Raw genomic sequence first — 23,910 nt, forward strand, 5'->3', positions numbered from 1 at the left:
CTGATTACGCCACGGATGACTGCAAGGTCAATCAGGATGCACGTCCGCAGCGTCCCGTTCTGGCAAAATCAGGTCGGTTTTGTGGGATTCCAGACTGGGAGATCAGGGGCTACGCATCGACGTCGACATTTTCATCATCGTCGACATCCTCGAAACTTGTACCGTTCAGATTTGCTTCGACTTTTGAGAGAAGCCGCGTCAGTATCTGTCGCTCTTTCTTGTCGAACCCCTTGAGCGCGATTTTCTCTGTCTTGCGTACGGACTTCTCAATAGAGCGAATAGCCTGCTCGCCTTCCTGGGTTAAGAAGACATAGGCCCGGCGCCCGTCTTCCTCCGATAATCGCTTTTCAAGAAAGCCCTGATTCATCAGACGATTGATGGTCTTTGTGATTGTTGGTGGTCGTACTCCCAGAAGATTGGCGAGTTGACTGGGCGTCTGCCCGTTCTCCACCGATAACGCCAGCATCAACTTGTCTTGCCCCGCATAAAGCCCATACTCCAAAAGCCGTTCGGCCAGAGCGGTACGTGAAAGCCGAGCGGCCGACTGTAATAAGCCAATTGTCGCGCCCTTTGCAGCTTTGGCCATACAAACTCCCCTTTAGACATCCTTAACGATGAGATAGAACGCCCCGTACACAAAATAGCTCTAACGATTCCCATTGCAACCATAGATTGCTCTTGTTTAGACAAATAATTATCCACTACTTTTGGATAAGAGTTTTGCCAGATAAGTGTCTTGATACATCGCGGGGCAGGCTGTGAATACACAAGATAACACCCACACAATCGCAGAGAAGATCGCGGTCTTGCCAATCGGGGCTACAGAGCAGCATGGCCCTCATCTATCCCCGGATACCGACTGGATCATCGCGCAAGGTATTGTAGAAGCAGTCAAAAAAGCTGTTCCAGAGTATCTCGACATCGTTTTTCTTCCTGTCGAGAAGATCGGCTATTCGGTCGAACACTCCGATTCTCCGTCAACCCGAAGCATGACATTCGAAGAAGCGGCAAACCGGTGGATCGACATCGGAGCCTCACAGTACAGAGCCGGCTTGCGGAAGCTGGTGATACTGAACGCTCATGGCGGGAATTCGCCCCTGCTCACCATTGTGACGACGGAATTGCGTGTGCGATTCGGCATGCTTGCTGCCGCCACAAGCTGGACCCGTTTCGGCTATCCGAAAGACCTGGTTTCCGATAGTGAGCGTGCTCTTGGGATTCACGGCGGCTTTATCGAAACGTCGGTCATGCTTGCGTTGCGTCCAGACCTTGTGGACATGCAGAAAGCCGCGGATTTCAAGTCGGCTCAAGAGGACTTTCAACACAGCTTCAAACATCTGCGTGCATACGGTCCGCACGCTTTTGGATGGATGATGCGGGACCTCGCGCAAGAAGGCGTCACGGGGAACGCGTCTGCGGCGAGTGCGGAGGCGGGGCACCGTATCATCGCCCACAGCGTGACTGGCTTCCTCGAACTGCTCGAGGACGTCCACCGGTTCGATCTTGGCCATTTCAATCACTGACCGTGCAATCGACGCAGCTCCGTCTTATATAGTCGAAAAACCATTCTAGTTTTGCGAGAAATCATGTCCGACGTGCAGACTGAGACACCCAGCGAAGCCGAAGCGAAACAGATCCCCGTTACGGTGCTGACCGGCTATCTGGGTTCAGGCAAGACGACCCTTCTGAACCGCATCCTCACGGAAGATCACGGCAAACGCTATGCGGTGATCGTCAACGAGTTTGGCGAGATTGGCATCGACAACGACCTGATTGTCGAATCCGACGAAGAAATCTACGAAATGAACAATGGCTGCGTGTGCTGCACGGTGCGCGGCGACCTGGTGCGCGTGGTCGAGGGACTGACACGCCGCACGGGCCGCTTTGATGCCATCGTGGTGGAAACTACGGGGCTGGCCGATCCTGCCCCTGTTGCACAGACCTTTTTCATGGATGACGATGTGCGCACCAAGACGCGGCTCGATGCCGTTGTGGCACTGGTCGATGCCAAGCATTTACCGCTGCGCCTCAAGGATTCCAACGAGGCCGAAGACCAGATCGCCTTTGCAGATGTGGTGATCGTCAACAAGACCGATCTGGTGACATCTGAAGAACTGGCCGCTGTGGAAGCAACGATCCGCGCGATTAATCCGATGGCCCGCATTCACCGCGCCGAGCGCGCCGGCGTATCGCTTTCGGAGGTGCTTGATCGCGGCGCCTTCGACCTGAAGCGCGTGCTCGACAATGACCCGCACTTCCTCGATCATGATCATCCCGATCATGTATGCGGCCCCGACTGCGATCACGATCACCACCACCATGATCATGATCACGGGCACCATCACCACCATCACGGCGAAGCATCGCCCATTCATGATGCTGGCGTGAAGTCGCTCTCCCTGCGTGCGGGCGAGATGGACCCCAAGAAATTCCTTCCCTGGCTCGAGAAAACCACGCAGGTCGACGGGCCAAACATTCTGCGGCTGAAGGGCATCATCGCTTTTGCGGATGACCCCGACCGTTTCGTGGTGCAGGGCGTGCATATGATCGTCGAAGGCGATCACCAGCGCCCGTGGCGGGCTGACGAGAAACGCGAGACGCGTCTCGTCTTTATCGGTCGCGATCTGGACACCGAGCGCCTGCAACGCACTTTCGAAGCCTGCCAGGCCTGAAGCATGCCGACAGTCGCACCGCTTGATCTCGACAGCCATTGCATAGCCACTGCGTGGTTGAACGACACACCGCATTTTGCGTTGGCCGATGGCGTTGTGCATCGTCTCGACAATGGTCACAAATGGACGGAGGTTCACGATGGGCTTCTATCTGCCTGCTTTGATCCCGACCACGCACGCCTCATCACCGGCGGTGAAGATGGACGGGTAACAGCGCTTACAACAGACGGCACGGTCGAAACGCTGGCCGAAATCGGGCGCAAATGGGTGACCAGCGTGGCAAGTGGCACGCAGGGAGCGGTCGGTTTCGCGGTTGGGCGCAATGCATATGTACGCTTTGCCGATGGCCGGCAGCGCGAGTTTCAGCACCCTCGCTCGGTGGAGGGTATCGCCTTCGCGCCGAAGGGGATGCGGCTCGCCATCGCCCGCTACAATGGCGCAACGCTGCATTTTCCCGCGACCGACGGCAAACCGACAGAGCTGGAATGGGCGGGTGCTCACACGGGCATCACCTTCTCGCCCGACGGAAAGTTTCTCGTCACCACCATGCAGGAAAATGCCCTGCATGGCTGGAAACTTGCTGACGGAAAGCACATGCGCATGGCCGGCTACCCGGCCAAGGTCAAGAGCTTCTCGTGGAGCGCGAAGGGCAAATGGCTTGCTACCTCCGGCGCGTCTGCCGCCATTGTCTGGCCTTTCCAGGCCAAGGACGGCCCGATGGGCAAGGCACCGCTGGAGCTTGGCACACGTGGTGACACGATGGTGACGCAGGTTTGCTGCCATCCGACCGAGGAAATTGTCGCCATCGGCTATGCCGACGGCATGATTCTCGCCGGACGCTTCGCGGACCAGAAAGAAGTTCTTCTACGCCGCCAGGGCAAGGGCGCCATCACGGCCATGGCCTGGGACGGAGAAGGCCGCCGCCTGGCCTTTGGCTCGGAGAGCGGCGAAAGCGGCGTGGTGGACATTGCCAGCTGAACCTGCCGCCTGATTTTCACTCTTCACTTGCAGAGAAAATCACGTCCTATAGCCTTCGTGGTCGAACGACATCGAAATGGAGCAGACGGTGGATAGCAGGCGAACAGCACAGGAGACGCCTGCCCGGCTTGAGCTCACTACAGCAACCTATCGCCATCTTCTCAAAACGGCGCACCGCCACGCATCGCACCTCATCGAAGCAGAAGACCTTCTGCATGAAACGCTGATCGCCGCGCTGACTGCAGGCAACCGTCCGGGCATTGTGAGCCGCGCCTGGCTTCAGGGCGTGATGCGGAACGTGGCAGCGACGAAACGGCGCTCCGCTAATCGCCGATCAAGCCGGGAAAACACCGCAAGCCTTTTCGAGCAGGCGGACGACAGTGATATTCCGGCAGCATTTCTCGCCGACCTGCCAAAGAGCCAGCGGATCGTGGCTCTCCTCGCTCTCGGTGGTCATACACGCAGCGAAATCCGGTATCTTCTTCGCATTTCAGATGCAAGCCTGCGTCAACGCATTGCCGGCCTGCGCCAGCGTTGGCGCGATGCTGCCCCCAATGCCACTCCCCTTCCTGGAAAACTTCTGTCGGGCGCGCTCGCCTTCGGCGCGATCCGGCAGAGCCTTCGTCCGCTGGCCGGCCGCAGCCATACGTTCCTCGCGAGCCATGATCCGGACGGAAATCTTTTTGCGATAAGTTTTTCTGCTCCCAAGGCTCACAAATCGGGTTCCGGCGGCAATTAGGAAGCAGAGCCACCAATGGTAACATCAGGAGACAGACATGCTTTCCAACGTCCGCATCGGCAACATCTGCTACTACGTCAGCGACATTGACCGCACGGAGGCGTTTTATCGCGATGTGATCGGGCTGAATGTCGAAAGGATGGAAGGAGACGAGGAGACGGGCGACTGGCTGCTGGCCAGCATCGAAAACAATATCGAACTCATCTTCTTCAAGATGGACTCCCGCCCCGGAAACACGCCCATCGTGGTGTTCGATCTTTCTGAAGGTGGCATTGACGGGGTTGTGGAGGGCCTGGCGGAAAAAGGCGCAACCATCGTTACGCCCGTCAGTCATGCTCCCGGTGGCTGGTCGGCGGAATTTGCCGATCCGGATGGCCACGTCATGTCCGTTTATCAGTCGGAAGAGCGTCCGCGCCGACTTGCATAAGGGTTATTGCACCAGCACTGCCCGCAGATCATTGACATTCGTGCCGGTCGGCCCCGGCACGAAAAGGTCGCCCAGGGCATCAAACGCGCCCCAGGCGTCATGCGCAGCGAGCAGCGCCTTCGGGTCGTGGCCGGCGGAGCGCAGCCGCGCGGCGGAGCGGTGATCGGCAAAGGCGCCGGCATTCTCCTCCGACCCATCGATACCGTCCGTATCGGCAGCGAACGCCGAGATGCCGGACACGCCCTCGATGCGGAGCGCAAGCGCCAGAAGGAATTCGGTGTTGCGTCCACCGCGCCCGCCGCTCTGGCGTATCGTCACCGTGGTTTCGCCGCCCGAAAGCAGCACGACCGGCTTTCTGAACGGCCGGTCGCGCAGTGCGATTTCGCGGGCAATCGCGGCATGAACTCCGCCCACTTCACGCGCCTCACCTTCAATGGCATCGGAGAGAATAACGGCAGGCACACCCTGTGCTTCGGCAGCGGCCGATGCCGCCTCCAGCGAGCGCGCGGCGGAGGCGATGACGTGAACCTCATGGCCTGAAAAACGTGGATCATCCGGCTTTGGTGCGTCCGCCGCAGGTGATGCGAGATGCTGCATCACCGCATCGGGCATCTGGATGTCAAAAGCTCTGATCACGGCAAGCGCGTCTGTACGGCTTGCTGTATCCGGCACTGTTGGGCCAGAAGAGACAAGCGCCGGATCGTCACCGGGAATATCAGACACGATCAGCGAAACGACGCGGGCGGGGTGGGCCGCAGCGGCCAGCCTGCCGCCCTTGATCGCGGAAATGTGCTTGCGCACCGTGTTCATGGCCGAGATCGGCGCGCCGGACGCCAGAAGCGCCTCGTTGACGGCGATCTCGTCAGCAAACGTCAAGCGGCCCGCCGGCGCGGGCAACAGGGCCGAGCCTCCTCCACAGATCAGGGCAATTACAAGATCATCAGCACCAAGCCCGGACACTCTGTCCAGAAGGCGCTGCGCACCGGAAAGGCCGGCCTCATCCGGCACCGGATGCGCCGCCTCCAGCACCTCGATCATGCGGGTGGGTGCGCCATAGCCATAACGGGTGACGACAGTGCCTTCCAGAGGCCCGTCCCAGGCCTCTTCGAGCGCCGCCGCCATTTGCGCCGCGCCCTTGCCTGCACCGACAACGATGGTGCGGCCTTTCGGCTTCGGCGGAAGGAACTTACGAATGGTCCTGGAGGGGTCTGCGGCAGAAACCGCTGCCTCGAACAGCGTTGTGAAAAGTGCTTTCGGATCGATGCCACAATTCAAATGCGCCCCCTAATTCACAAGGCGCTCTTGGCCGCCTCTCCTGCAACATAAGTTTCCACGATGGCGCGGTCATCGGCAAGCGTCTGGAGCAGGAAAAGCTCCTCCGCCAATGTTTCCACACGCTCCATGCGCAGCGCCATGACGGGCGTCGCGCGCGCGTTCAAAACCACGATATCGGCGTCCGATCCCGGTTCCAGCGTGCCCACGCGCTCCGAAAGGGATAGTGCTTCGGCATTGCCGCGCGTGATCTGCCAGAAGGAGGCCAGCGGATTGAGTTTCTGGCCATTGAGCGCGATGACCTTGTAGCCCTCATCCATGGTGCGGAGCATGGAGTAATTGGTGCCGCCGCCCACATCCGTCGCCGAGGCCAGCCGCAGCGGCTTCTCGCGTTTGCGATAGCGCTGATAGTCGAACAGGCCGGAGCCGAGGAAAAGGTTTGAGGTGGGGCAGAACACGGCGACAGAGCCCGTGTCCGACAACACATCCGCTTCGCGCTCGGAAAGATGAATGCAATGGCCGAAAAGCGCCTTGGGGCCAAGCAGGCCGTAATGCTCGTATATGCCGGTATAGTCCGGCGCATCGGGATAGAGCTTAAGCGTGAAGGCGATCTCGTCGTGATTTTCGGAAAGATGCGTCTGCATGTGCAGGTCGGGAAACTCTTGCATTAGCGCCGACGCCATCTCCATCTGCTCGGGGCTGGAGGTGATGGCGAAGCGCGGCGTGATGGCATAGTTGAGCCGGCCCCTGCCGTGCCAGTCGCCGATTAGCGCCTTCGTGTCGTCATAGGACGACTGCGGTGTGTCCGTGAGCGCTTCCGGCGCGTTGCGGTCCATCATCACCTTGCCACCCACAACGCACATGTTGCGCGCCAGCGCCTCGCTGAAAAACGCCTCCGCGCTTTCCCTGTGAACGGAACAATAGGCGGCAACCGTAGTCGTGCCGTTGCGCACCAGCTCGTCGAAAAAGAGCCGGGCGATGCGGCGGCCATGCTGGATGTTGGAGAACTTCGTTTCCTCTGGAAACGTGTAATTGTTCAGCCAGTCCAGAAGCTCGGCGCCGTAACTCGCAATCACCTGCATCTGCGGGAAATGCGCATGGGCATCGATGAAGCCCGGCAGGATGAGGTGCGGGCGATGATCCACCACCGCGTGCCCCGCTTCGGCGCCTGCTGCGACCTCGGCAAAGCTGCCGGATGCGAGGATAACGCCATCTTCGACCAGAACCGCGCCATCCTCTTCAAAGAGATAGGCGTCGTGGTCGTCGATGCTCCGAGGCTCGGCCTTGAAGGACAGAAGCCGTCCGCGGATGAGTTTCTGTGCCATGTGCTAGCGCGCCTCTTCGAACCAGGTAACGATCAGCCGCCGCTCCTCTGGCGTGATGCCCGAGACATTGCCGGGCGGCATGGCGTGGCTGCGGCCCGCCTGCAGATAGATTTCGCGCGCATGCCCGGCAATGGAGGCATCCGTGTCGAGCACAACGTTTTTTGGCGGAAAAGAAACGCCCTCATAGCCCGGCACGGCAGCATGGCACATGGCGCAGCGCCCCATGACCGTGTCACGGACCGCCGGAAAATGCGCCGAGGTCACGAAGGTCTGCCCCGTCGTCGAAAGCTTCGGCTCGCCAGTCAGCACCTGCGGTACGGTGGAAAGCCACATGATGATGATGAAGAGAACACCGGCCAGCCCCCAGGTCCAGTGCGGGGTACCCTTGCGAGCATGCACCGTGTTGAAATAGTGGCGGATCAGCACACCTATGATGAAGATAAGCGATGCGATGGCCCAGTTGAACTGTGTGCCGAACGCCAGCGGATAGTGGTTCGACAGCATCAGGAAGACGACGGGGAGCGTCAGGTAATTGTTGTGTAGCGAGCGCTGCTTGGCCTGCAGGCCAAGCTTCGGGTCGGGCGTGCGTCCTGCCTTCAGATCGGCCACCACGATCTTCTGGTTGGGGATGATGATCAGGAAGACATTCGCCGTCATGATCGTCGCGGTGAAAGCGCCCAGATGCAGGAAGGCCGCGCGACCGGTGAAGAGCTGCGTATAGCCCCATGCCATCACCACAAGGATCACATAGAGAACCAGCATCAGCGCCGTGTCGTTTTTTCCGAGCGGCGATTTGCACAGAAGGTCGTAGAGCAGCCAGCCCAGGCCGATGGAGGCGAGCGAGATGAGGATACCGCCCCAGGCGGGCACATCGAGCACGTTGCGGTCGATGAGATAGAGATCCGCCCCCGCATAATAAACAATGGCCAGAAGCGCGAAGCCGGAAAGCCAGGTGGAGTAGGATTCCCACTTGAACCAGGTCAGGTGCTCCGGCATCGAAGCCGGTGCGACCATGTATTTCTGGATATGGTAGAAACCGCCGCCATGGACCTGCCATTCCTCGCCGTGGACGCCCTCGGGCAGGCCCGGCCGTTTCACCAGCCCCAGATCGAGCGCGATGAAATAGAAGGATGAGCCAATCCAGGCGATGGCCGTGACCACGTGCAGCCAGCGCACGCCAAAAGACAGCCAGTCCCACAAAACCGCGTATTCGTTCATGCCAGCTTCCTCAACTCCACCGGGCGCAGGGTGACGGAACCCGATATAAACGGAAAGCGGATAAGATCACGATGACTTTCAAAAAATTTTGGAAAATAATGCGCGCGAAACTTCTGGGGGCAGTGCATGGCCTATCTCGACAACATCGCCGTTTTTGTCCGCGTCGTGGAACTCGGCAATCTGTCTTCTGCGGGCCGCGACATGCGGCTTTCTCCGGCCGTTGCCTCGAACCGGGTGAAAGAGCTCGAAAAGCACCTCGGCGTGCGGCTCTTCAACCGCACCACGCGCCAGCTCACCCCCACCGAGCAGGGGCGCGTTTTCTATGAAGGCGCGCGAAAGGTTCTGGAAGCAGTGGCAGAAGCCGAAGCCTCGGTGGCCGATCTTTCCGGCCAGCCGCGCGGCACGATCCGCGTTACCGCGCCGCTTGGCATCGGCAAGCGGCTGATCGCCAGTGGAATCCCTGAGTTCCGTGACAGATATCCGGAGATCGAGGTTCGTTTGCGGCTGTCAGACCACGAAGTGGACATGATGCGCGAAGGCATCGACGTTGCTTTCAAGCTTGGAATTCTCGAGAATTCCTCGTTCCGCATGCGCGGCATCATGGATTGCGAGCGCGTTCTGGCGGCAGCGCCTGATTATCTGAAACGGCGCAGCGAACCGAAGACACCCGAAGCGCTGATCGATGATCGTCACGATTGCCTGATGCTGCGCTTCCCCGGCGCGCGCGAACATTTCTGGATGCTGCAAACACCCGAGGGCGCACGGAAATTCGAGGTGAGCGGCCCGTTCGATTCCGACGATGGCGACGTCATCACCGACTGGGCGCTTGCCGGGCGTGGCATCATCAACAAGCCCCGCTTCGAGATCGAGCCATTTCTGCGCGATGGAAGGCTTAAGGTGGTCCTGCCCCAGACCCCGCCTGTGCCGGTAAAACTTGCCGCGCTCTACCCGCACAAGAAGTTTCAGGACCCGAAAGTGCGGTTGCTGGTGGATTTCATGGCAAGCCGCTGCCAGAAGATGATCGGCGAGACCCTGTCGGAGCAATAATGGTCAGCCTGCACGCAGGCTTTCGAGGCCGCGCTGAACAAGCTCGCGCATGAGGCGCTGATAGGGAACGCCGCGCTTCTCCGCCTCAGCCTTCACCGCATCAAGTTGGCTTTGCGGCATGCGCATATTCACCCTCGCCGCCTTGTTCTCGAACTCGAACCCGGCGGATTTGAATGCACCAAAATCCAGATCGGAAAGATCCTGATCGAGGAAGTCTTCCGCATCCTTATCGGTTTTCAGTTTGGGAACGCTGCGTTTCATAGCGTTTCACCTCCTTGGCATGCATGTAGCGCGCTGTGATGGGACGAATAAGACGCTTCCCGTCAACCGTGCGAAAGGTCACGCCTATGAACATGGGGCGGCCCTGCCGGTTGCGTCCTATGACGATGTAGCGGTCTTCCGGCCCGGAATGTGCCGGGTCCGGCGCAATCAACGGGTCATGAAGAAGCGCATGTTCGATCTCATTCTTCGAGACACCGTGCTTTGCGCATTTCGGCCAGTTTCCGGCATCCCAGTCAAAGCCCGCGATCTTCATTCATGAAGTATGTAAGTTTGTACACACAAATGTCAATATGAATGCAAAGCCACCAGTATCTCCGCAGCCGCCACCGCCGCGATGACGGCGGGGCGTTTGTCGTGGACGGCGTTCCCGCCAATGGGGGTGGTGAGCTGTGCGAAACGGCGTTCATCGCCGCCATTCTTCAGATACCAGCTCTTGAAGGTCGCGCGCTTGGTCTTTGAGCCAATCATGCCGACATAGGCCGCATCATCACGTGCGAGCGCCTCGGCAACCAGCAGGAAATCGAGCGCATGATCGTGGGTCAGGATCACGAAGGCCGTCCCGGCGGGAGCTTCACGCACCGCCTCTTCCGGCAGGGCCGTAAGGCGCGTCTCCACATCATCCGGAAAACCCTCAAGCGCCTCCCGACGGGTTTCGACCACCAGAACACGCACGGGCAGCGGGGTCAGCGCTGCCGCCAGCGCATGGCCGACATGGCCACCGCCAAACAGGATCACCTGCGGGAAGGCGCTTGCCTCTTCGCCAGCGCGCTTCACGAGCGCCCCGCGCTCCGCCTGATCAAGAAGGCGAATGTCGAGCGCCACCCGACCGCCGCAACACTGGCCGATTTCGGGCCCGAGCGGTATGTTGAGGGTTCCGTTGACAAGACTGTCCACGATAAGTTCGCGCGCTTTGGCGATCGCCAGAAACTCGAGCTGGCCGCCACCGATGGTTCCGAAAATCGCCGCCGGCGAAACCAGCATCCACGCGCCCTCTTCACGCGGGGTCGAGCCCTTCGCCTCGCGTACCTCGACAAGCGCGACGGAAGGCGAGGCTTGCAGGAAGGTTTTCAGACCGGAGGTCGAATCGGCCATATCGATCAGCGTGCGCCTTCCGCCCGGACCCGCTCCACCGCCATCAGCACACGCTCGGGCGTGGCCGGCGCATCGAGACGCGGGCAGACCTTGTGATCGGCAACGCTCGCCACCGCATCGGACAGCGCATGAAGCACACACATGGCGAGCATGAAAGGCGGCTCGCCCACGGCCTTGGAGCGATGCACCGTCGGTTCGGCGTTTTCCGCCCAGTCGGCAAGCGCCACGTTGAACACCTTTGGCCGGTCGGAAGCGAGCGGGATCTTGTAGGTGGAAGGCGCATGGGTTCTAAGCCGCCCCTTGCCGTCCCAGACCAGTTCTTCCGTCGTCAGCCAGCCCATGCCCTGAATGAAGCCGCCCTCGATCTGGCCAATGTCGATGGCGCGATTCAGCGAACGCCCCGTTTCGTGCAGGATGTCGACGCGCTCGACCATGTATTCGCCGGTCAGCGTGTCGATGGAAACCTCGGCACAGGCGGCGCCATAGGCGAAATAGTAGAATGGCCGCCCCTCTCCCTTGTCGCGATCCCAGTGGATTTTCGGCGTCTTGTAGAAACCGGCGGCCGAAAGCTGGATGCGGGCCATATAGGCCTCGCGGATAAGCTCGGCGAAAGGGATTTCCTGATTGCCTATGCGTACACGACCCGGCAGGAACACGATCTGGTCTTTCGGCACGTCATGGGCTTCGGACGCGAAGTCGATCAGCCGGTTCTTGATCTGGCGTGCGGCATCCTGCGCGGCCATGCCGTTCAGATCGGAACCCGAGGAGGCCGCCGTGGCGGAGGTATTGGGCACCTTGCCGGTGGTCGTGGCCGTGATCTTCACCTGATCGATATCGATCTGGAACTCTTCGGCCACCACCTGCGCCACCTTGGTGTAGAGCCCCTGCCCCATCTCGGTGCCGCCGTGGTTCAGATGCACGGACCCATCCGTGTAGACATGCACCAGCGCCCCGGCCTGGTTAAAATGCGTGGCCGTGAAGGAGATGCCGAATTTCACCGGTGTCAGCGCAAGACCGCGCTTGATGACCGGGCTTTTCGCGTTGAAGGCCGCGATTTCGCGTCGGCGCGCGGCATAATCGCTGCTCTCCTCCAGCTCGGCGATGACCCGTTCGGCGACATTGTCCTCCACCGTCTGGTGATAGGGCGTGACGTTGCGGTCGTCGGTGCCGTAAAGATTTTTCTTGCGGATTTCGAGCGGGTCTTTGCCCAGCGCAAAGGCCACCTCATCGATGATGCGTTCCGCGCCCACCATGCCCTGCGGCCCACCGAAACCGCGAAACGCGGTGTTGGACACGGTGTTGGTGTAGAGCGGGCGCGAGACGGCGCGCGCGGCGGGGTAGAAATAGGTATTGTCGCAGTGAAACAGCGCCCGGTCGGTCACCGGACCGGAGAGATCGGCCGCATAGCCGCAGCGCGCAGCATAAGTGAAATCGACGCCGAGAATGGCACCTTCATCATCGAAACCGACCTCGTAGTCGATCAGGAAATCGTGGCGCTTGCCAGTCGCCGTCATGTCGTCGTCGCGGTCCGGACGCAGCTTGACGGGACGGTTGAGCTTCTTGGCCGCGATGGCCGAGACAACGGCAAAGAGATTTGCCTGCGTTTCCTTGCCGCCGAACCCGCCACCCATGCGCCGCACCTCGATGGTGACGGCATGGGAAGAAACGCCCAGCGCATGCGCCACCATGTGCTGCACCTCGCTCGGGTGCTGGGTGGAGGAAAAAACGGTCACGTCGCCATCCTCACCCGGCATGGCGAAGGCGATTTGCCCTTCCAGATAAAAATGGTCCTGCCCGCCAACCCGCATCTGCCCCTTGATGGAATGCGGGGCGGTGGCGATAGCCGCGGCACTGTCGCCGCGCTCAAGTTTCAGCGGCGCGGTGACAAGCCGCGCATCGGCGCCCGCATCGGCAATGTCGATCAGCGCCGGTTCTTCTGAATAGTCGATCTTCGCCAGACGGCATGCGCGGCGGGCGGCTTCGCGCGTTTCGGCAATCACGGCAAAGATCGGCTGGCCGAAGAACTGCACCCTTTCGTTCGTAAAAATGGGTTCGTCGTGCAACCCGGTGGGGCTGATGTCGTTTTCGCCGGGAATGTCGTCCGCCGTCAGAACGGCGACCACACCGGGCGCAGCACGCACCTTCGAGAGGTCCATGCTCGTGATCGTGCCATGCGCGACCTCGGAAAGACCGAGACAGGCATGCAGCGTGCCCGCCGGTTCGGGCATGTCGTCGATATAGACGGCTTCGCCGCTGACATGCTTGTGCGCGGAATCGTGTTTTTGATCACTGGCGACACCACCGGCGATCCTCGCCTTTCCGGGATCAAGCGTTTCGTGCCGTGTCATGATCAGGCCGCCTCATATCTGGAGAGGTTTGCCGGGTTGCCCATGCTTTCAACGTAGAAGCGGCGCAGCAGGTTCTTCGCCGCCATCATGCGATAGTCGGCGGAGGCACGCATGTCGCTGATCGGCTGGAAATCTTTCTCATAGGCCGAAAGTGCTGCCTCGACCGTTTCCTCAGTCCACGCCTTTCCGACAAGCGCTGCCTCGACGGCTTTTGCGCGTTTCGGCGTCGCAGCCATGCCGCCATAGGCGATGCGGGCGGCCTCAACCCGGCCATCGGCGATCGTGAGATCGAACGCGCCGAGAACCGCCGTGATGTCTTCATCCCGACGCTTGGAAATTTTCCACACCGCGAAACGGGAGGCCGCATCGGGCACCGGCACATGCACCGCCTCGACGAATTCGCCGGGCGCACGATTCTGTTTGCCATAGTCGATGAAGAAATCTTCCAGCGGAATGGTGCGGCGCGCGCTGCCCTTGCGCAGCGTAAGGGTTGCGCCAAGGGCGATCAGCGGAGGAGGCGTGTCGCCGATGGGCGAGCCATTGGCGATGTTGCCGCCAATCGTACCCATATTGCGCACCTGCTCGCCGCCAATGCGGTCGATCAGTGCGCCCAGCGCGGGAATGCGTTTCGCCAGAAATGAGAATGCATCGGAATAGCTGACGCCAGCGCCAATGTGGATCGCGCCATTTTCTTCGTGGCTATCGCGCAATTCATCGAGCCCCCCGATGAACACCACAGGCGCGATCTCGCGCATGAACTTCGTGACCCACAACCCCACATCCGTGGCACCGGCGACGACAGTGGCGTCGGGCTCGCTTTCGAGAATCGTGGCGAAATCGTCGACATCGGTCGGGATGACCAGGCGGTCCCTGCCGGAACCGATCTCCACCCTCGCCCCATCCTTCATCTGATTGAGCGCGGCGATGACCGCAGCGCGTTCCGTGGCCAGCGGATCCGATACCGCATCACCATAGGTGGAGACCGACAAAGCGGCGCGCACAATGGGTTCGTAACCCGTACAGCGGCAGAGATTGCCCTGCAGAGCCTTTTCGACGGCTCTCTCGGAAGGTTTCGGCTCGCGCATCCAGAGCGCATAGAGCGACATGACGAAGCCCGGCGTGCAGAAACCGCATTGCGAACCGTGATGGTCGACAAGTGCCTGCTGCACCGGGTGCAGGCTGCCATCGGCGCGCTTCAGATGCTCCACAGTCACCACGTGACAGGCATCGAGCGAACCCAGAAAGCGGATGCAGGCATTGACGCTCTCATAGACGAGTTCGCCCTTGCGCAACCGCCCGACAAGAATGGTACAGGCACCGCAATCGCCTTCCGCGCAGCCTTCCTTTGTGCCCGTCAGACGCTGCCGCAGGCGCAGATAATCGAGCAGGGTTTCGTCCGGGCGGACATTGCCCAGCGCCACCGGCGTGCCGTTCAACAGAAAGCGGATTTCAGAACGCGCTTTCATCAGCTTCCCCTGTAGGTGGAGTAGCCATAGGGCGAGAGAAGCAAGGGCACGTGATAATGCGCGTGCTCGGCCATGCCGAAGCGGATCGGAACCTGATCGAGAAAGGCCGGGGCCGGCAGATCGGCACCCTGTGCCCGCAGATAGGCGCCAGCCTCGAACACCAGTTCATAGAAACCGGTGCGAAACGCCTTTCCGGCAAGCAGCGGCGCATCGCAGCGGCCATCGCTGTTGGTCGTGACGGTTTTCACATGAACTCTCGCCTCGCCCTCCAGACGATAAAGCGCGATCTCCAGCCCTCCTGCCGGATTGCCGCTGGCCGTGTCCAGCACATGGGTCGTCAGACGACCCTCACCCGCATTGCTCATGCGGCCTCCCTTCACATTCGATCAAGCCACTTGCCCGTCGACCTCTTGATTGTGGGGCAAATTCATTGCGAGCATAAGAGGACGCGCGAAGGAAGAACAACAAAACTCTTTCAAATTTTTCAGGAAAGTCCCTTCCTCATTTCATCTATTATCCTTGCCAATAGCGAATTTCGGACAGATTGCATGACCCGTTACCTCAGAAACATGATCGGCTATGGCCAGACCCCACCCAGTGCCGACTGGCCCGGCAGTGCCAGGGTCGCCGTGCAGTTCGTCGTCAATTACGAGGAAGGCGGAGAAAACTGCATTCTGCATGGCGACGAGGCTTCGGAAGCCTTTCTTTCGGAAGTGGTGGGCGCGGCCCCCTGGCCCGGCATGCGCCACTGGAATATGGAATCGATTTATGAGTATGGCGCGCGGTCCGGCTTTTGGCGGCTTCACCGCATGTTCACGGCAGCCGGTGTGCCCGTCACGGTTTTCGGTGTCGCTTCGGCGCTTGCCCGCAGCCCGGGACAGGTGGAAGCGATGCAGGAGGCCGGCTGGGAAATCGCCTCGCACGGTCTGAAATGGATCGACTACCGCGCTCACACGGAAAAAAGCGAGCGGGACGACCTTCTGGAGGCAATCCGGCTGCACACCGAAGTGGTAGGCGAGCGCCCGCGCGGCCTCTACCTCGGCCGCACCTCGGTCAACTCGGTGAAACTGGCCATCGAGGAAGGCGGGTTCGACTGGATTTCCGACACCTATGACGACGACCTGCCCTACTGGATCGACCATGATGGACAGGGGCACGGCACGCGGCCGCAGCTGGTCATTCCCTATACGCTCGACGCAAACGACATGCGCTTTGCCACGGCGCAGGGCTTCAACTCGGGCGATCAGTTTTTCAGCTATCTGAAAGACGCCTTCGACACGCTTTATGCCGAGGGGGAAGCAGGCCGGCCGGGCATGATGAGCATCGGCCTTCATTGCCGGCTCGCAGGCAGGCCGGGACGCGCCGCGGCCCTTCAGCGCTTCATAGACTATGTGAAAAGCCACGACCATGTGTGGCTGGCGACACGGGGCGAGATCGCCCGGTACTGGCGCGAAAAGCACCCATATGAAGCGCCGGCCCTGCGCCCGAGCCGCATGAGCGAACCGGAATTCATCGAACGGTTCGGCAGCATCTACGAACACTCACCGTGGATCGCCGAGCGCGCGGCCAAGCTGGAGCTCGGCCCTGCGCATGACACGGCTGGCGGCCTTGCCAATGCTCTGGCACGTGTCTTCCGCTCGGCCAGCGCAGACGAACGCCTTGGCGTTCTAAGGGCCCACCCAGACCTGGCCGGAAAACTGGCGGCGGCCAAAAGGCTGACCCAAGAATCGAGCCGGGAGCAGGCCTCAGCCGGGCTCGATGCGCTGACCGACAGCGAACGCGCGCGCTTCACCGAGCTCAACACCGCCTATACGGAGAAATTCGGCTTTCCCTTCATCATTGCCGTCAAGGACAACACCAGGGACAGTATATTGAGGGCGTTCGAGGCCCGGCTTGAAAACAGCCGCGACGAGGAGTTCGCCACTGCCTGTCGGCAGGTGGAGCGGATCGCCCGGCTGCGGCTCAACGACATCCTTCCCGCGTGAGATCAGGACAAAGAAGATGAGCGCCCGCACCTACTACGCACCGCATGGCGGGCACCCGCCGCAGACCCAGCTCCTGACAGATCGCGCGGTTCTGACCGACGCCTATGCACTGATACCCAAGGGCGTCATGCAGGACATCGTCACAAGCCTGCTGCCGTTCTGGGAGAAGACGCGCTGCTGGATCATCGCGCGGCCGCTCTCCGGTTTTGCCGAGACGTTTTCACAATACATCATGGAAGTGGAACCAGGCGGCGGCAGCGACCGGGCGGAACTCGATGAGACCGCGGAAGGCGTGCTTTTTATCGTCGAGGGCGAGCTGACCGTCGAGATCGCCGGCGAAACGCACAAGATGACGCCCGGCGGCTACGCCTATCTGCCGCCATCGAGTGGCTGGACCGCTCACAACCGGGGAAATGCACCCGCGCGCTTTCACTGGATCCGCAAGGCCTATGAGCCTGTCGCCGGTCTCGACGCGCCTGATCCGCTATTTCTGAATGAAGCCGATATCGCGCCCTCTCCCATGCCGGGAACGGATGGGAAATGGGCAACGACACGCTTTGTCGATCCGGCCGATCTGCGCCACGACATGCATGTAACCATCGTCACGCTGGAGCCGGGCGCGGTGATCCCCTTCGCCGAAACGCATGTCATGGAACACGGTCTCTATGTGCTGGAAGGCAAGGCCGTCTACCGGCTCAATCAGGACTGGGTGGAGGTGGAAGCCGGCGATTTCATGTGGTTGCGCGCCTTCTGCCCGCAGGCCTGTTATGCGGGCGGGCCGGGCAATTTCCGCTACCTGCTCTACAAGGACGTCAATCGGCACGCAAAACTCGCCGGCGGGTTCGCGCGATGAAACGGATCGAGGCCGAGACACTGACACGCACAGCCTTCGCGCCATTCGGCGACGTGATCGAGACCGAAGGCGCGGAAAGCTTCCTGATCAATGCCGACAAGTGCCGCCGCTTTCACGATCTGGCGACGGTGGAGACGGCGGGCGAGAACGCCCGCGTTCTGATCAATATCTTTCGTGGCACGCCCTATGCACTGCCGCTCAGGCTTTCGATGGTCGAGCGGCACCCGCTTGGAAGCCAGGCCTTCATGCCGCTTTCGCGAGCGCCCTTTCTGGTGATCGTGTGCCCGGATGAAAGCGGGCGACCCGGCGAACCCCGCGCCTTCATCACCCGCCCCGGACAGGGCGTGAACTATGCGCGCAGCACATGGCATGGCGTCCTGACGCCCATCGGCGAACCGCAGGATTTCGTCGTGGTCGACCGTGGCGGAGACGGCAACAATCTGGAAGAATTCCACTTCCCCGACCCCTTTGAAATCACGGTGCCATCGCTCACATGACCGCCCCCGACATTCACCTCATCAACCGGCTGCTCGACGTGATCGAAGAGGATATCCTGCCGAAAACTGCAGAAGGCGTCGCCCATGGCAACAAGCTCTTCGGCGCGGCGATCCTGAAGAAAAGCGATCTTTCTCTGGTGCTTGCCGAGACCAACAATGAGCTGGAAAACCCGCTCTGGCATGGCGAGGTGCACACGCTGAAGCGGTTTTACGAACTCCCGATAGATGCACGGCCCGATACGAAGGACTGCATTTTCCTCTCCACCCACGAGCCCTGCTCGCTGTGTCTATCGGCGATCACCTGGACCGGCTTCGACAATTTCTATTATCTGTTCAGCCACGAGGATTCGCGCGACGCGTTTGCGATCCCGCACGATCTGAAGATTTTGAAGGAAGTTTTCACGCTGGAGCCCGGCGGTTACAATGCCGAAAACGCCTTCTGGAAAAGCTACGCCCTGCCCGCTCTCGCTACGGCGCTGCCGAAGGCTGACGCGGAAATCGTGAAAGCGCGAATTGCCGCGCTTTCCACAGCCTATGCCGCGCTTTCCGAGCGCTATCAGGACGGCAAGGCGGAGAACGACATTCCGCTGAATTGACTGGTGTGGCGGGCAGCTTGCGCCGTGGCCTGTCAGCGTTCTCCGCTCAAGCGCCCAGCCAGACCTCAGATGCAGGCTTCGAAGAGCGCCTTCGTGTTGGCTGCGGTCAGCTTGACCGGGTTGCCCCCACCACTCGGATCCTCCAGAGCCATTTCCACCATCTCGTCGATGCGGTCCGTGCCCACACCCATGTCGCCGAGGCGGTCGGGAATGCCGAGTTCGTCCCGGAGCTGCATCACGAAATCGAAGAATCCGTCAAACCCGCCCGCAATGCCCAGATAGGCTGCGGCGGCAGCTATGCGTTCCTCGATCTCCGGCCGATTGAGTTTCAGCACAGCCGGCATCACCACTGCATTCGTCGTGCCGTGATGGGTGTTGTAGAGCGCTCCGACCGGGTGCGAGATCGCATGGATGGCGCCAAGCCCCTTCTGAAACGCAACTGCACCCATGGCGGCAGCGCTCATCATATGGGCGCGGGCCTCCAGGTCGCTTCCATCGCGGTAGGCACGGGGGAGATATTCCTTCACGAGCCGAAGCCCCTCAAGAGCGATGCCCTGGCTCATCGGATGGTAGAAGGACGAGCAATAGGCTTCGAGGCAGTGCGCGAAGGCATCCATGCCGGTGCCAGCGGTGATTGCCTTGGGCATGCCCACGGTCAGTTCCGGATCGCAGATCACGACCGAAGGGAGCACCTTGGGATGGAAGATGATTTTCTTCACATGGGTTTGGGAGTTCGTGACAACGCCTGCACGCCCCACTTCCGAGCCGGTGCCGGCTGTCGTGGGAACGGCCACGTTTGGTGCGATTTTCGACGCATCCGCGCGGGTCCACCAGTCGCCGATGTCCTCGAAGTCCCAGACCGGTCGTGTCTGACCCGCCATGAAGGCGATCAGCTTGCCGAGATCGAGCCCCGAACCGCCGCCAAATGCGACCACACCATCATGACCGCCATCCCTGAAAACCTTCACGCCGGCTTCGAGGTTCTTGTCATTCGGGTTGGGATCGACTTCCGAGAACATGGCCCGCCCGAGGCCCGCGGCCTCCAGAATGTCGAGCGCGTTCTTCGTGATGTCCATGCCGGCAAGACCCCGGTCGGTTACCAGAAGCGGGTTTGAAATTCCGGCTGCATTGCAGGCCTCGGCCAGTTCCCTGATGCGCCCCGCGCCAAACCGTACCGCGGTGGGATAAGACCAGTTTCCTTCGAGCTTCATGCCTGTTTCTTTCTCATGTGGTAGGATTTTGGGCGGGTCAGATTGTGGTAGCCGATTTCGGAAAGCGCACCACCGCGCCCGGTGTTCTTGCAGCCGGTCCAGCAAAGGGCCGGGTCGAGATAGTCGGCACGGTTCATGAAAACGGTGCCCGTTTCGATGTCTGCACCGATAGCCGCCGCGCGGTCGGGATCGGCGGTCCAGAGCGAGGCGGTGAGGCCGAATTCGCAATCGTTCATGAGGTCGAGCGCTTCGGCGTCGTTCTTCACCGGCATGATGCCGACGACGGGGCCAAAACTCTCTTCGCGCATCACCCGCATCTGGTGGTTCACGTCCACCAGGATCTGCGGCATGAGATAGGTGCCGCCATCATCCTCGGGGAACGCTTTCGGATCGACCAGCGCCTTCGCGCCCTGCGCCAGCGCATCTTCGGTCTGGCTGCGCACTTCGGCTGCAAACCGCTTGTTGGCCATCGGACCGATGGTGGTGTCCTCGTCCAGCGGATTACCGAGTTTCAGCTTGCCCACCCAGTCGACGGATTTCTCGACAAAGCCGTCGAAATGCTTCTCCGCGACATAGATGCGCTCGATGCCGCAGCAGCACTGGCCGGCATTGAACATCGCCCCGTCCATCAGCACATCGACCGCCCAGTCGATATCCGCATCGTCCATCACATAGGCGGGGTCCTTGCCGCCGAGTTCGAGCCCGAGCCCGGTGAAGGTTCCGGCTGCGGCGCGCTCGATGGCGCGTCCACCGCCGACGGAGCCGGTGAAATTGATGAAGCCGAAAGTGCGCTCGCCGATCAGCTTTTCCGTGCCGGCATGGTCGAGGAACAGGTTGACGACCAGTTCCTCGGGGATACCTGCTTCATGGAAGGCGCGCACGATGCGCTCACCCACCAGCAGCGTCTGCGTGGCGTGTTTGACGGCGACGGCATTGCCCGCGATGAGGGCGGGAACGATGGTGTTCATCGCCGTCATGTAGGGATAGTTCCACGGCGCGATGACGCCGACCAACCCGTGGGGTACGCGTTCGATGCGGCGCGCGAAGCTTTCCGAGTCTTCCAGAACGATGGGTGCGAGGGCACGCTCGGCAATCTCGGCCATATAGGCGGAGCGCTCGTTCATGCCGCCGAACTCGCCACCATAGCGCACCGGGCGGCCCATCATGTGGGCAAGCTCCGGCACCACCTCGTCTTTCATCTCGTTGAGGCGGGATACACCGGCGTTCACGAGCGCGATGCGTTCATCGAGGGCGCGCGCCGCCCACGCTTTCTGCGCCTGGCGGGCATTGGCGAGAAGCTTGGCCGCCTTGTCGGGGTCCATCACGGGTCGCTCGGCAAAAACCGATCCGTCGATGGGGGAAATGCATTGCAGGGTTTTCGTCATGTCATGCTCTCTCAAAACCGCGCCTGACCTCCCAGTCGGTGACGCGGCGGTCATATTCGGATTGTTCCCAGCGGGCTGCGTGGACATAGTGATCGACAACGTCGTCACCAAAGGCCGCACGCAGCATTTTTGAACCGTCGAGCGCGGTGGCGGCATCGCGCAGGGTCTTGGGGATCTCGCGGATCCCTTTGCCCTCATACGCGTCGCCGACAAAGGCCGGCTCCAGCTCTTTCTTGTTTTCGATGCCATCAATGCCTGCCGCGATCAGGGCCGCGAAGGCAAGATAGGGGTTCAGGTCGGCGCCGCCGACCCGGCATTCCACGCGCACCGCTTTCGTGTCCTCGCCGCAGACGCGATAGCCCGCCGTGCGGTTGTCGAACGACCAGATCGCCTTGGTTGGGGCGAAGGTGCCGGCCGCAAAGCGTTTGTAGGAATTGATGTAGGGCGCGAGAAAATAGGTGATTTCGCCGCCGTGGGTGAGCAGACCCGCCATATAATGCTTCATCATGTCCGACATGCCGTGCTCGCCCGACGGGTCGAAAAAGAGCGGCTTGCCATCCAGCGTCCATAGCGACTGATGGACATGCGAGGAATTGCCGGCGGCGTTGTCGTCCCATTTGGCCATAAAGCTGATGGCGCGGCCGGCCTTCCAGGCGATCTCCTTACAGCCATTCTTCACGATCGCATGGCGGTCGGCCATGGTGAGCGCGTCCGTGTAGCGGACGTTGATTTCCTCCTGCCCGGCATCGGCCTCGCCCTTGGAGTTTTCCACCGGCACATCCGCGCCGTTGAGGCCGTTGCGGATCGCCCGCATTACATCCTCCTCCTTGGTGGTCTGGAAGATATGGTAATCCTCATTGTAGGTGCTGATGCGCTCCAGCCCGCGGTAGCCCTTGGCGGCGGCCTCCTCGAATGTGTCGCGGAACAGGAAGAACTCCAGTTCCGAGGCCATCATCGCCTTCATGCCCATGGCTTCCAGTCGCGCGACCTGCTTTTTCAGGATGGCGCGTGGCGAATGGGGCACGTCATCGTGTGTGTGATGGTCGAGCACGTCGCACAGGACCAGGGCCGTGCCCTCCAGCCAGGGAATACGCCGCAGGGTCGAGAGGTCCGGCTTCATCGTGTAATCGCCATAGCCCGCCGACCAGCTCGTCGCGCGATAACCTTCGACCGTGAACATTTCCATGTCGGTGGCGAGCAGATAGTTGCAGCTATGGGTTTCCTCGAATGCGCTTTCGAGGAAGAAGTCCACGTGGAAACGCTTGCCCATCAGGCGCCCCTGCATATCGACCAGCGCCACGAGCACCGTGTCGATCTCGCCGGCCTCCGCTGCCGCCTTGAGGCTTTCCAAAGTCAGTTTGCCCGCCATTCAATTCGTCCTGTCGGTGGTTTTGGATATGGCCCCGGAGGTAGAACCGGGGCCAATTTTCTTTCTTTGCTCAGCCGTAGCGATAGGGCGGACCGGCTTTCTGCATCAGGGTGCGATAGTCGCGCAGGATTTTCACCACACGCTCCTTGCGCCCGCCTTCGGCAGCGATCTCGTCCCAGAACTTTTCCGCCTCGGCTTCCACGGTCGCCCATTCGGCGTCGGGAATGGTGGTCAGCTCCATCTTTCCGCCATTGACACGCAGATCCGCTTCACCCGCCCAATACCAGTGCAGTCGGTAATAGTGGGAAGAATCCATCGCCAGCCGAAAGAGCTGCTTCAGATGGTCGGGCACCTCGTTCCAGCGGTCGGAATTGGCAAAGAACGAACCAACCCAGGCACCGCAGATGTTGTTGGTGAGCAGGTAGGGCGTCACGTCGGCCCAGCCCACCGTGTAGTCCTCGGTGATGCCCGACCAGGCGATGCCGTCGAGCTCGCCCGTCTGCACCGCCACTTCCACGTCTTCCCATGGCAGCGTGACGGGCACGACACCGAAGCGGGAAAGGAACTTGCCGGCGGTCGGGAAGGTGAAGACACGCTTGCCCTTCAGGTCTTCAAGGCTCTTGATCGGCTCCTTGGTGTTGAAGTGGCAGGGGTCCCATGACCCCGCCGAAAGCCATGTCACACCTTCGACCTCGCCATAGGCCTCTTCCCATATCTCGGCCAGGCCATGCTTGTAGAAGAGCGCCTGCACATCGAGCGAATAGCGCGTGGCAAAGGGGAAATAGCCGCCGAAAACCGACACATCGACCGGTGCTGCCATGGAATCGTCGTCCGATTGCACGGCGTCGATGGTGCCGTTCTGCATGGCGCGGAAAAGCTCACCCGTCGGTACGAGCTGGTCGGCATAGTAGAGCTCGATTTCCATCTCGCCATTGGCTGCCTTGTTGAAGGCGTCGATGGCCGGTTTGACGACATGTTCGGCAAGGGCGGCGCCGGCATAGGTCTGCAGCCGCCAGCGGATCGGGCTTTGCGCATGAACATAGGGCGTTGCAAGGGCCGTGGTCCCGGCTGCAGCCGCCGATGCCATGCCCGCTTTCTTCAGAAAGTCGCGTCTGTTTTGCATCTTCGTTCACTCCTCTGGTTGTTGT

The 23,910-nt window shown here is 60.9% G+C and carries 24 protein-coding genes; 10 read left to right on the plus strand and 14 right to left on the minus strand.

What is annotated here, in order from left to right; genetic code table 11:
- Positions 1-109: 109 nt before the first annotated feature.
- Positions 110-586 carry a MarR family winged helix-turn-helix transcriptional regulator gene (locus HF949_RS16955; protein WP_292897173.1) on the minus strand — a complete coding sequence of 159 codons (477 nt, stop codon included), beginning with the start codon at positions 584-586 and terminating at the stop codon, positions 110-112.
- 172 nt (positions 587-758) lie between these two features.
- Between HF949_RS16955 and HF949_RS16960 the strand changes: the two genes are divergently transcribed.
- The 5 genes from HF949_RS16960 to HF949_RS16980 all read left to right on the plus strand — a co-directional run bounded on the left by HF949_RS16960 (position 759) and on the right by HF949_RS16980 (position 4,816).
- The gene (locus tag HF949_RS16960) at positions 759-1,523 is read left to right on the plus strand and encodes a creatininase family protein (RefSeq protein ID WP_292897175.1); all 765 of its coding nucleotides are present in this window, start codon (positions 759-761) and stop codon (positions 1,521-1,523) included.
- Positions 1,524-1,586: 63 nt separating this feature from the next.
- Complete coding sequence (locus HF949_RS16965) at positions 1,587-2,672, plus strand: CobW family GTP-binding protein (RefSeq protein WP_292897177.1); 1,086 nt, start codon at positions 1,587-1,589, stop codon at positions 2,670-2,672.
- A 3-nt stretch (positions 2,673-2,675) separates the two neighbouring features.
- The gene (locus tag HF949_RS16970; protein ID WP_292897179.1) at positions 2,676-3,650 is read left to right on the plus strand and encodes a WD40 repeat domain-containing protein; all 975 of its coding nucleotides are present in this window, start codon (positions 2,676-2,678) and stop codon (positions 3,648-3,650) included.
- An 88-nt stretch (positions 3,651-3,738) separates the two neighbouring features.
- Positions 3,739-4,389: an RNA polymerase sigma factor gene (locus tag HF949_RS16975; protein ID WP_292897181.1), complete on the plus strand. Its 651-nt coding sequence runs from the start codon at positions 3,739-3,741 to the stop codon at positions 4,387-4,389.
- A 37-nt stretch (positions 4,390-4,426) separates the two neighbouring features.
- Entirely contained in the window at positions 4,427-4,816 is a 390-nt protein-coding gene (locus HF949_RS16980) for a VOC family protein (RefSeq protein ID WP_292897183.1), read from the plus strand.
- Positions 4,817-4,819: 3 nt separating this feature from the next.
- Here the strand turns inward: HF949_RS16980 and HF949_RS16985 are convergent, their stop codons facing one another.
- From HF949_RS16985 to HF949_RS16995, 3 genes are read right to left on the minus strand one after another with little or no spacing between them, the layout of a single operon-like run.
- The gene (locus HF949_RS16985; protein ID WP_292897185.1) at positions 4,820-6,091 is read right to left on the minus strand and encodes a glycerate kinase type-2 family protein; all 1,272 of its coding nucleotides are present in this window, start codon (positions 6,089-6,091) and stop codon (positions 4,820-4,822) included.
- Between the two features lie 14 nt (positions 6,092-6,105).
- The gene (gene guaD, locus HF949_RS16990) at positions 6,106-7,413 is read right to left on the minus strand and encodes a guanine deaminase (protein WP_292897187.1); all 1,308 of its coding nucleotides are present in this window, start codon (positions 7,411-7,413) and stop codon (positions 6,106-6,108) included.
- 3 nt (positions 7,414-7,416) lie between these two features.
- Positions 7,417-8,631, minus strand: coding sequence for a urate hydroxylase PuuD (locus HF949_RS16995; RefSeq protein WP_292897189.1), 1,215 nt, complete (start codon positions 8,629-8,631; stop codon positions 7,417-7,419).
- A 126-nt stretch (positions 8,632-8,757) separates the two neighbouring features.
- Here HF949_RS16995 and HF949_RS17000 point away from each other — a divergent pair, with 126 nt between their 5' ends.
- Positions 8,758-9,678 carry a LysR family transcriptional regulator gene (locus tag HF949_RS17000; RefSeq protein ID WP_292897191.1) on the plus strand — a complete coding sequence of 307 codons (921 nt, stop codon included), beginning with the start codon at positions 8,758-8,760 and terminating at the stop codon, positions 9,676-9,678.
- A 3-nt stretch (positions 9,679-9,681) separates the two neighbouring features.
- On the opposite strand, the gene HF949_RS17005 is transcribed toward HF949_RS17000, so the two are convergent.
- The 6 genes from HF949_RS17005 to uraH are packed head-to-tail and all read right to left on the minus strand — an operon-like array spanning position 9,682 to position 15,231.
- The gene (locus tag HF949_RS17005; RefSeq protein ID WP_292897193.1) at positions 9,682-9,939 is read right to left on the minus strand and encodes a CopG family antitoxin; all 258 of its coding nucleotides are present in this window, start codon (positions 9,937-9,939) and stop codon (positions 9,682-9,684) included.
- Positions 9,905-10,213, minus strand: a complete 309-nt coding sequence (locus HF949_RS17010; protein WP_292897195.1) for a BrnT family toxin — start codon at positions 10,211-10,213, stop codon at positions 9,905-9,907. Before HF949_RS17010 ends, HF949_RS17005 begins: the two co-directional genes overlap by 35 nt.
- 32 nt (positions 10,214-10,245) lie before the next feature.
- Positions 10,246-11,052: a xanthine dehydrogenase accessory protein XdhC gene (gene xdhC / locus HF949_RS17015; protein ID WP_292897197.1), complete on the minus strand. Its 807-nt coding sequence runs from the start codon at positions 11,050-11,052 to the stop codon at positions 10,246-10,248.
- Between the two features lie 5 nt (positions 11,053-11,057).
- Positions 11,058-13,400, minus strand: coding sequence for a xanthine dehydrogenase molybdopterin binding subunit (gene xdhB, locus HF949_RS17020; RefSeq protein ID WP_292897199.1), 2,343 nt, complete (start codon positions 13,398-13,400; stop codon positions 11,058-11,060).
- Positions 13,401-13,402: 2 nt separating this feature from the next.
- The gene (xdhA, locus tag HF949_RS17025) at positions 13,403-14,866 is read right to left on the minus strand and encodes a xanthine dehydrogenase small subunit (protein ID WP_292897201.1); all 1,464 of its coding nucleotides are present in this window, start codon (positions 14,864-14,866) and stop codon (positions 13,403-13,405) included.
- Positions 14,866-15,231: a hydroxyisourate hydrolase gene (gene uraH / locus HF949_RS17030; protein WP_292897203.1), complete on the minus strand. Its 366-nt coding sequence runs from the start codon at positions 15,229-15,231 to the stop codon at positions 14,866-14,868. The genes xdhA and uraH overlap by 1 nt, the downstream gene beginning before the upstream one ends.
- A gap of 183 nt (positions 15,232-15,414) precedes the next feature.
- On the opposite strand from uraH, the gene puuE reads away from it, so the two are divergent.
- The 4 genes from puuE to HF949_RS17050 are packed head-to-tail and all read left to right on the plus strand — an operon-like array spanning position 15,415 to position 18,797.
- Entirely contained in the window at positions 15,415-16,851 is a 1,437-nt protein-coding gene (gene puuE / locus HF949_RS17035) for an allantoinase PuuE (RefSeq protein ID WP_292897205.1), read from the plus strand.
- A gap of 16 nt (positions 16,852-16,867) precedes the next feature.
- Positions 16,868-17,704 carry a bifunctional allantoicase/(S)-ureidoglycine aminohydrolase gene (locus HF949_RS17040; protein ID WP_292897207.1) on the plus strand — a complete coding sequence of 279 codons (837 nt, stop codon included), beginning with the start codon at positions 16,868-16,870 and terminating at the stop codon, positions 17,702-17,704.
- Positions 17,701-18,201: an ureidoglycolate lyase gene (locus HF949_RS17045; RefSeq protein WP_292897209.1), complete on the plus strand. Its 501-nt coding sequence runs from the start codon at positions 17,701-17,703 to the stop codon at positions 18,199-18,201. Before HF949_RS17040 ends, HF949_RS17045 begins: the two co-directional genes overlap by 4 nt.
- A complete protein-coding gene (locus tag HF949_RS17050; protein WP_292897211.1) occupies positions 18,198-18,797 on the plus strand; it encodes a nucleoside deaminase in 600 nt (199 codons plus the stop codon). The genes HF949_RS17045 and HF949_RS17050 overlap by 4 nt, the downstream gene beginning before the upstream one ends.
- A gap of 65 nt (positions 18,798-18,862) precedes the next feature.
- Here the strand turns inward: HF949_RS17050 and HF949_RS17055 are convergent, their stop codons facing one another.
- From HF949_RS17055 to HF949_RS17070, 4 genes are all read right to left on the minus strand, one after another.
- Positions 18,863-20,008: an iron-containing alcohol dehydrogenase gene (locus HF949_RS17055; RefSeq protein ID WP_292897213.1), complete on the minus strand. Its 1,146-nt coding sequence runs from the start codon at positions 20,006-20,008 to the stop codon at positions 18,863-18,865.
- A complete protein-coding gene (locus tag HF949_RS17060) occupies positions 20,005-21,393 on the minus strand; it encodes an aldehyde dehydrogenase family protein (protein WP_292897215.1) in 1,389 nt (462 codons plus the stop codon). Before HF949_RS17060 ends, HF949_RS17055 begins: the two co-directional genes overlap by 4 nt.
- Position 21,394: 1 nt before the next feature.
- Positions 21,395-22,762: a glutamine synthetase family protein gene (locus tag HF949_RS17065; protein WP_292897217.1), complete on the minus strand. Its 1,368-nt coding sequence runs from the start codon at positions 22,760-22,762 to the stop codon at positions 21,395-21,397.
- 70 nt (positions 22,763-22,832) lie between these two features.
- Positions 22,833-23,885, minus strand: coding sequence for a TRAP transporter substrate-binding protein (locus tag HF949_RS17070; RefSeq protein ID WP_229448310.1), 1,053 nt, complete (start codon positions 23,883-23,885; stop codon positions 22,833-22,835).
- Between the last annotated feature and the right edge of the window lie 25 nt (positions 23,886-23,910).

It is taken from the genome of Nitratireductor sp., from assembly GCF_017794765.1.
Taxonomy (GTDB): Bacteria; Pseudomonadota; Alphaproteobacteria; order Rhizobiales; family Rhizobiaceae; genus Nitratireductor.

What these genes read in the sequence shown, in the direction of transcription:
- puuE (WP_292897205.1), top strand. Translation starts at nt 15,415, where the DNA reads ATGACCCGTTACCTCAGAAACATGATCGGCTATGGCCAGACCCCACCC.
- xdhC (WP_292897197.1), bottom strand. Translation starts at nt 11,052, where the DNA reads ATGGCCGATTCGACCTCCGGTCTGAAAACCTTCCTGCAAGCCTCGCCT.
- HF949_RS17010 (WP_292897195.1), bottom strand. Translation starts at nt 10,213, where the DNA reads ATGAAGATCGCGGGCTTTGACTGGGATGCCGGAAACTGGCCGAAATGC.
- HF949_RS17050 (WP_292897211.1), top strand. Translation starts at nt 18,198, where the DNA reads ATGACCGCCCCCGACATTCACCTCATCAACCGGCTGCTCGACGTGATC.
- HF949_RS17065 (WP_292897217.1), bottom strand. Translation starts at nt 22,762, where the DNA reads ATGGCGGGCAAACTGACTTTGGAAAGCCTCAAGGCGGCAGCGGAGGCC.
- xdhB (WP_292897199.1), bottom strand. Translation starts at nt 13,400, where the DNA reads ATGACACGGCACGAAACGCTTGATCCCGGAAAGGCGAGGATCGCCGGT.
- HF949_RS17070 (WP_229448310.1), bottom strand. Translation starts at nt 23,885, where the DNA reads ATGCAAAACAGACGCGACTTTCTGAAGAAAGCGGGCATGGCATCGGCG.
- HF949_RS17005 (WP_292897193.1), bottom strand. Translation starts at nt 9,939, where the DNA reads ATGAAACGCAGCGTTCCCAAACTGAAAACCGATAAGGATGCGGAAGAC.
- HF949_RS17055 (WP_292897213.1), bottom strand. Translation starts at nt 20,008, where the DNA reads ATGAAGCTCGAAGGAAACTGGTCTTATCCCACCGCGGTACGGTTTGGC.
- HF949_RS16980 (WP_292897183.1), top strand. Translation starts at nt 4,427, where the DNA reads ATGCTTTCCAACGTCCGCATCGGCAACATCTGCTACTACGTCAGCGAC.
- HF949_RS17000 (WP_292897191.1), top strand. Translation starts at nt 8,758, where the DNA reads ATGGCCTATCTCGACAACATCGCCGTTTTTGTCCGCGTCGTGGAACTC.
- HF949_RS16995 (WP_292897189.1), bottom strand. Translation starts at nt 8,631, where the DNA reads ATGAACGAATACGCGGTTTTGTGGGACTGGCTGTCTTTTGGCGTGCGC.
- HF949_RS17040 (WP_292897207.1), top strand. Translation starts at nt 16,868, where the DNA reads ATGAGCGCCCGCACCTACTACGCACCGCATGGCGGGCACCCGCCGCAG.
- HF949_RS16965 (WP_292897177.1), top strand. Translation starts at nt 1,587, where the DNA reads ATGTCCGACGTGCAGACTGAGACACCCAGCGAAGCCGAAGCGAAACAG.
- guaD (WP_292897187.1), bottom strand. Translation starts at nt 7,413, where the DNA reads ATGGCACAGAAACTCATCCGCGGACGGCTTCTGTCCTTCAAGGCCGAG.
- HF949_RS17045 (WP_292897209.1), top strand. Translation starts at nt 17,701, where the DNA reads ATGAAACGGATCGAGGCCGAGACACTGACACGCACAGCCTTCGCGCCA.
- HF949_RS16955 (WP_292897173.1), bottom strand. Translation starts at nt 586, where the DNA reads ATGGCCAAAGCTGCAAAGGGCGCGACAATTGGCTTATTACAGTCGGCC.
- HF949_RS16970 (WP_292897179.1), top strand. Translation starts at nt 2,676, where the DNA reads ATGCCGACAGTCGCACCGCTTGATCTCGACAGCCATTGCATAGCCACT.
- uraH (WP_292897203.1), bottom strand. Translation starts at nt 15,231, where the DNA reads ATGAGCAATGCGGGTGAGGGTCGTCTGACGACCCATGTGCTGGACACG.
- xdhA (WP_292897201.1), bottom strand. Translation starts at nt 14,866, where the DNA reads ATGAAAGCGCGTTCTGAAATCCGCTTTCTGTTGAACGGCACGCCGGTG.
- HF949_RS17060 (WP_292897215.1), bottom strand. Translation starts at nt 21,393, where the DNA reads ATGACGAAAACCCTGCAATGCATTTCCCCCATCGACGGATCGGTTTTT.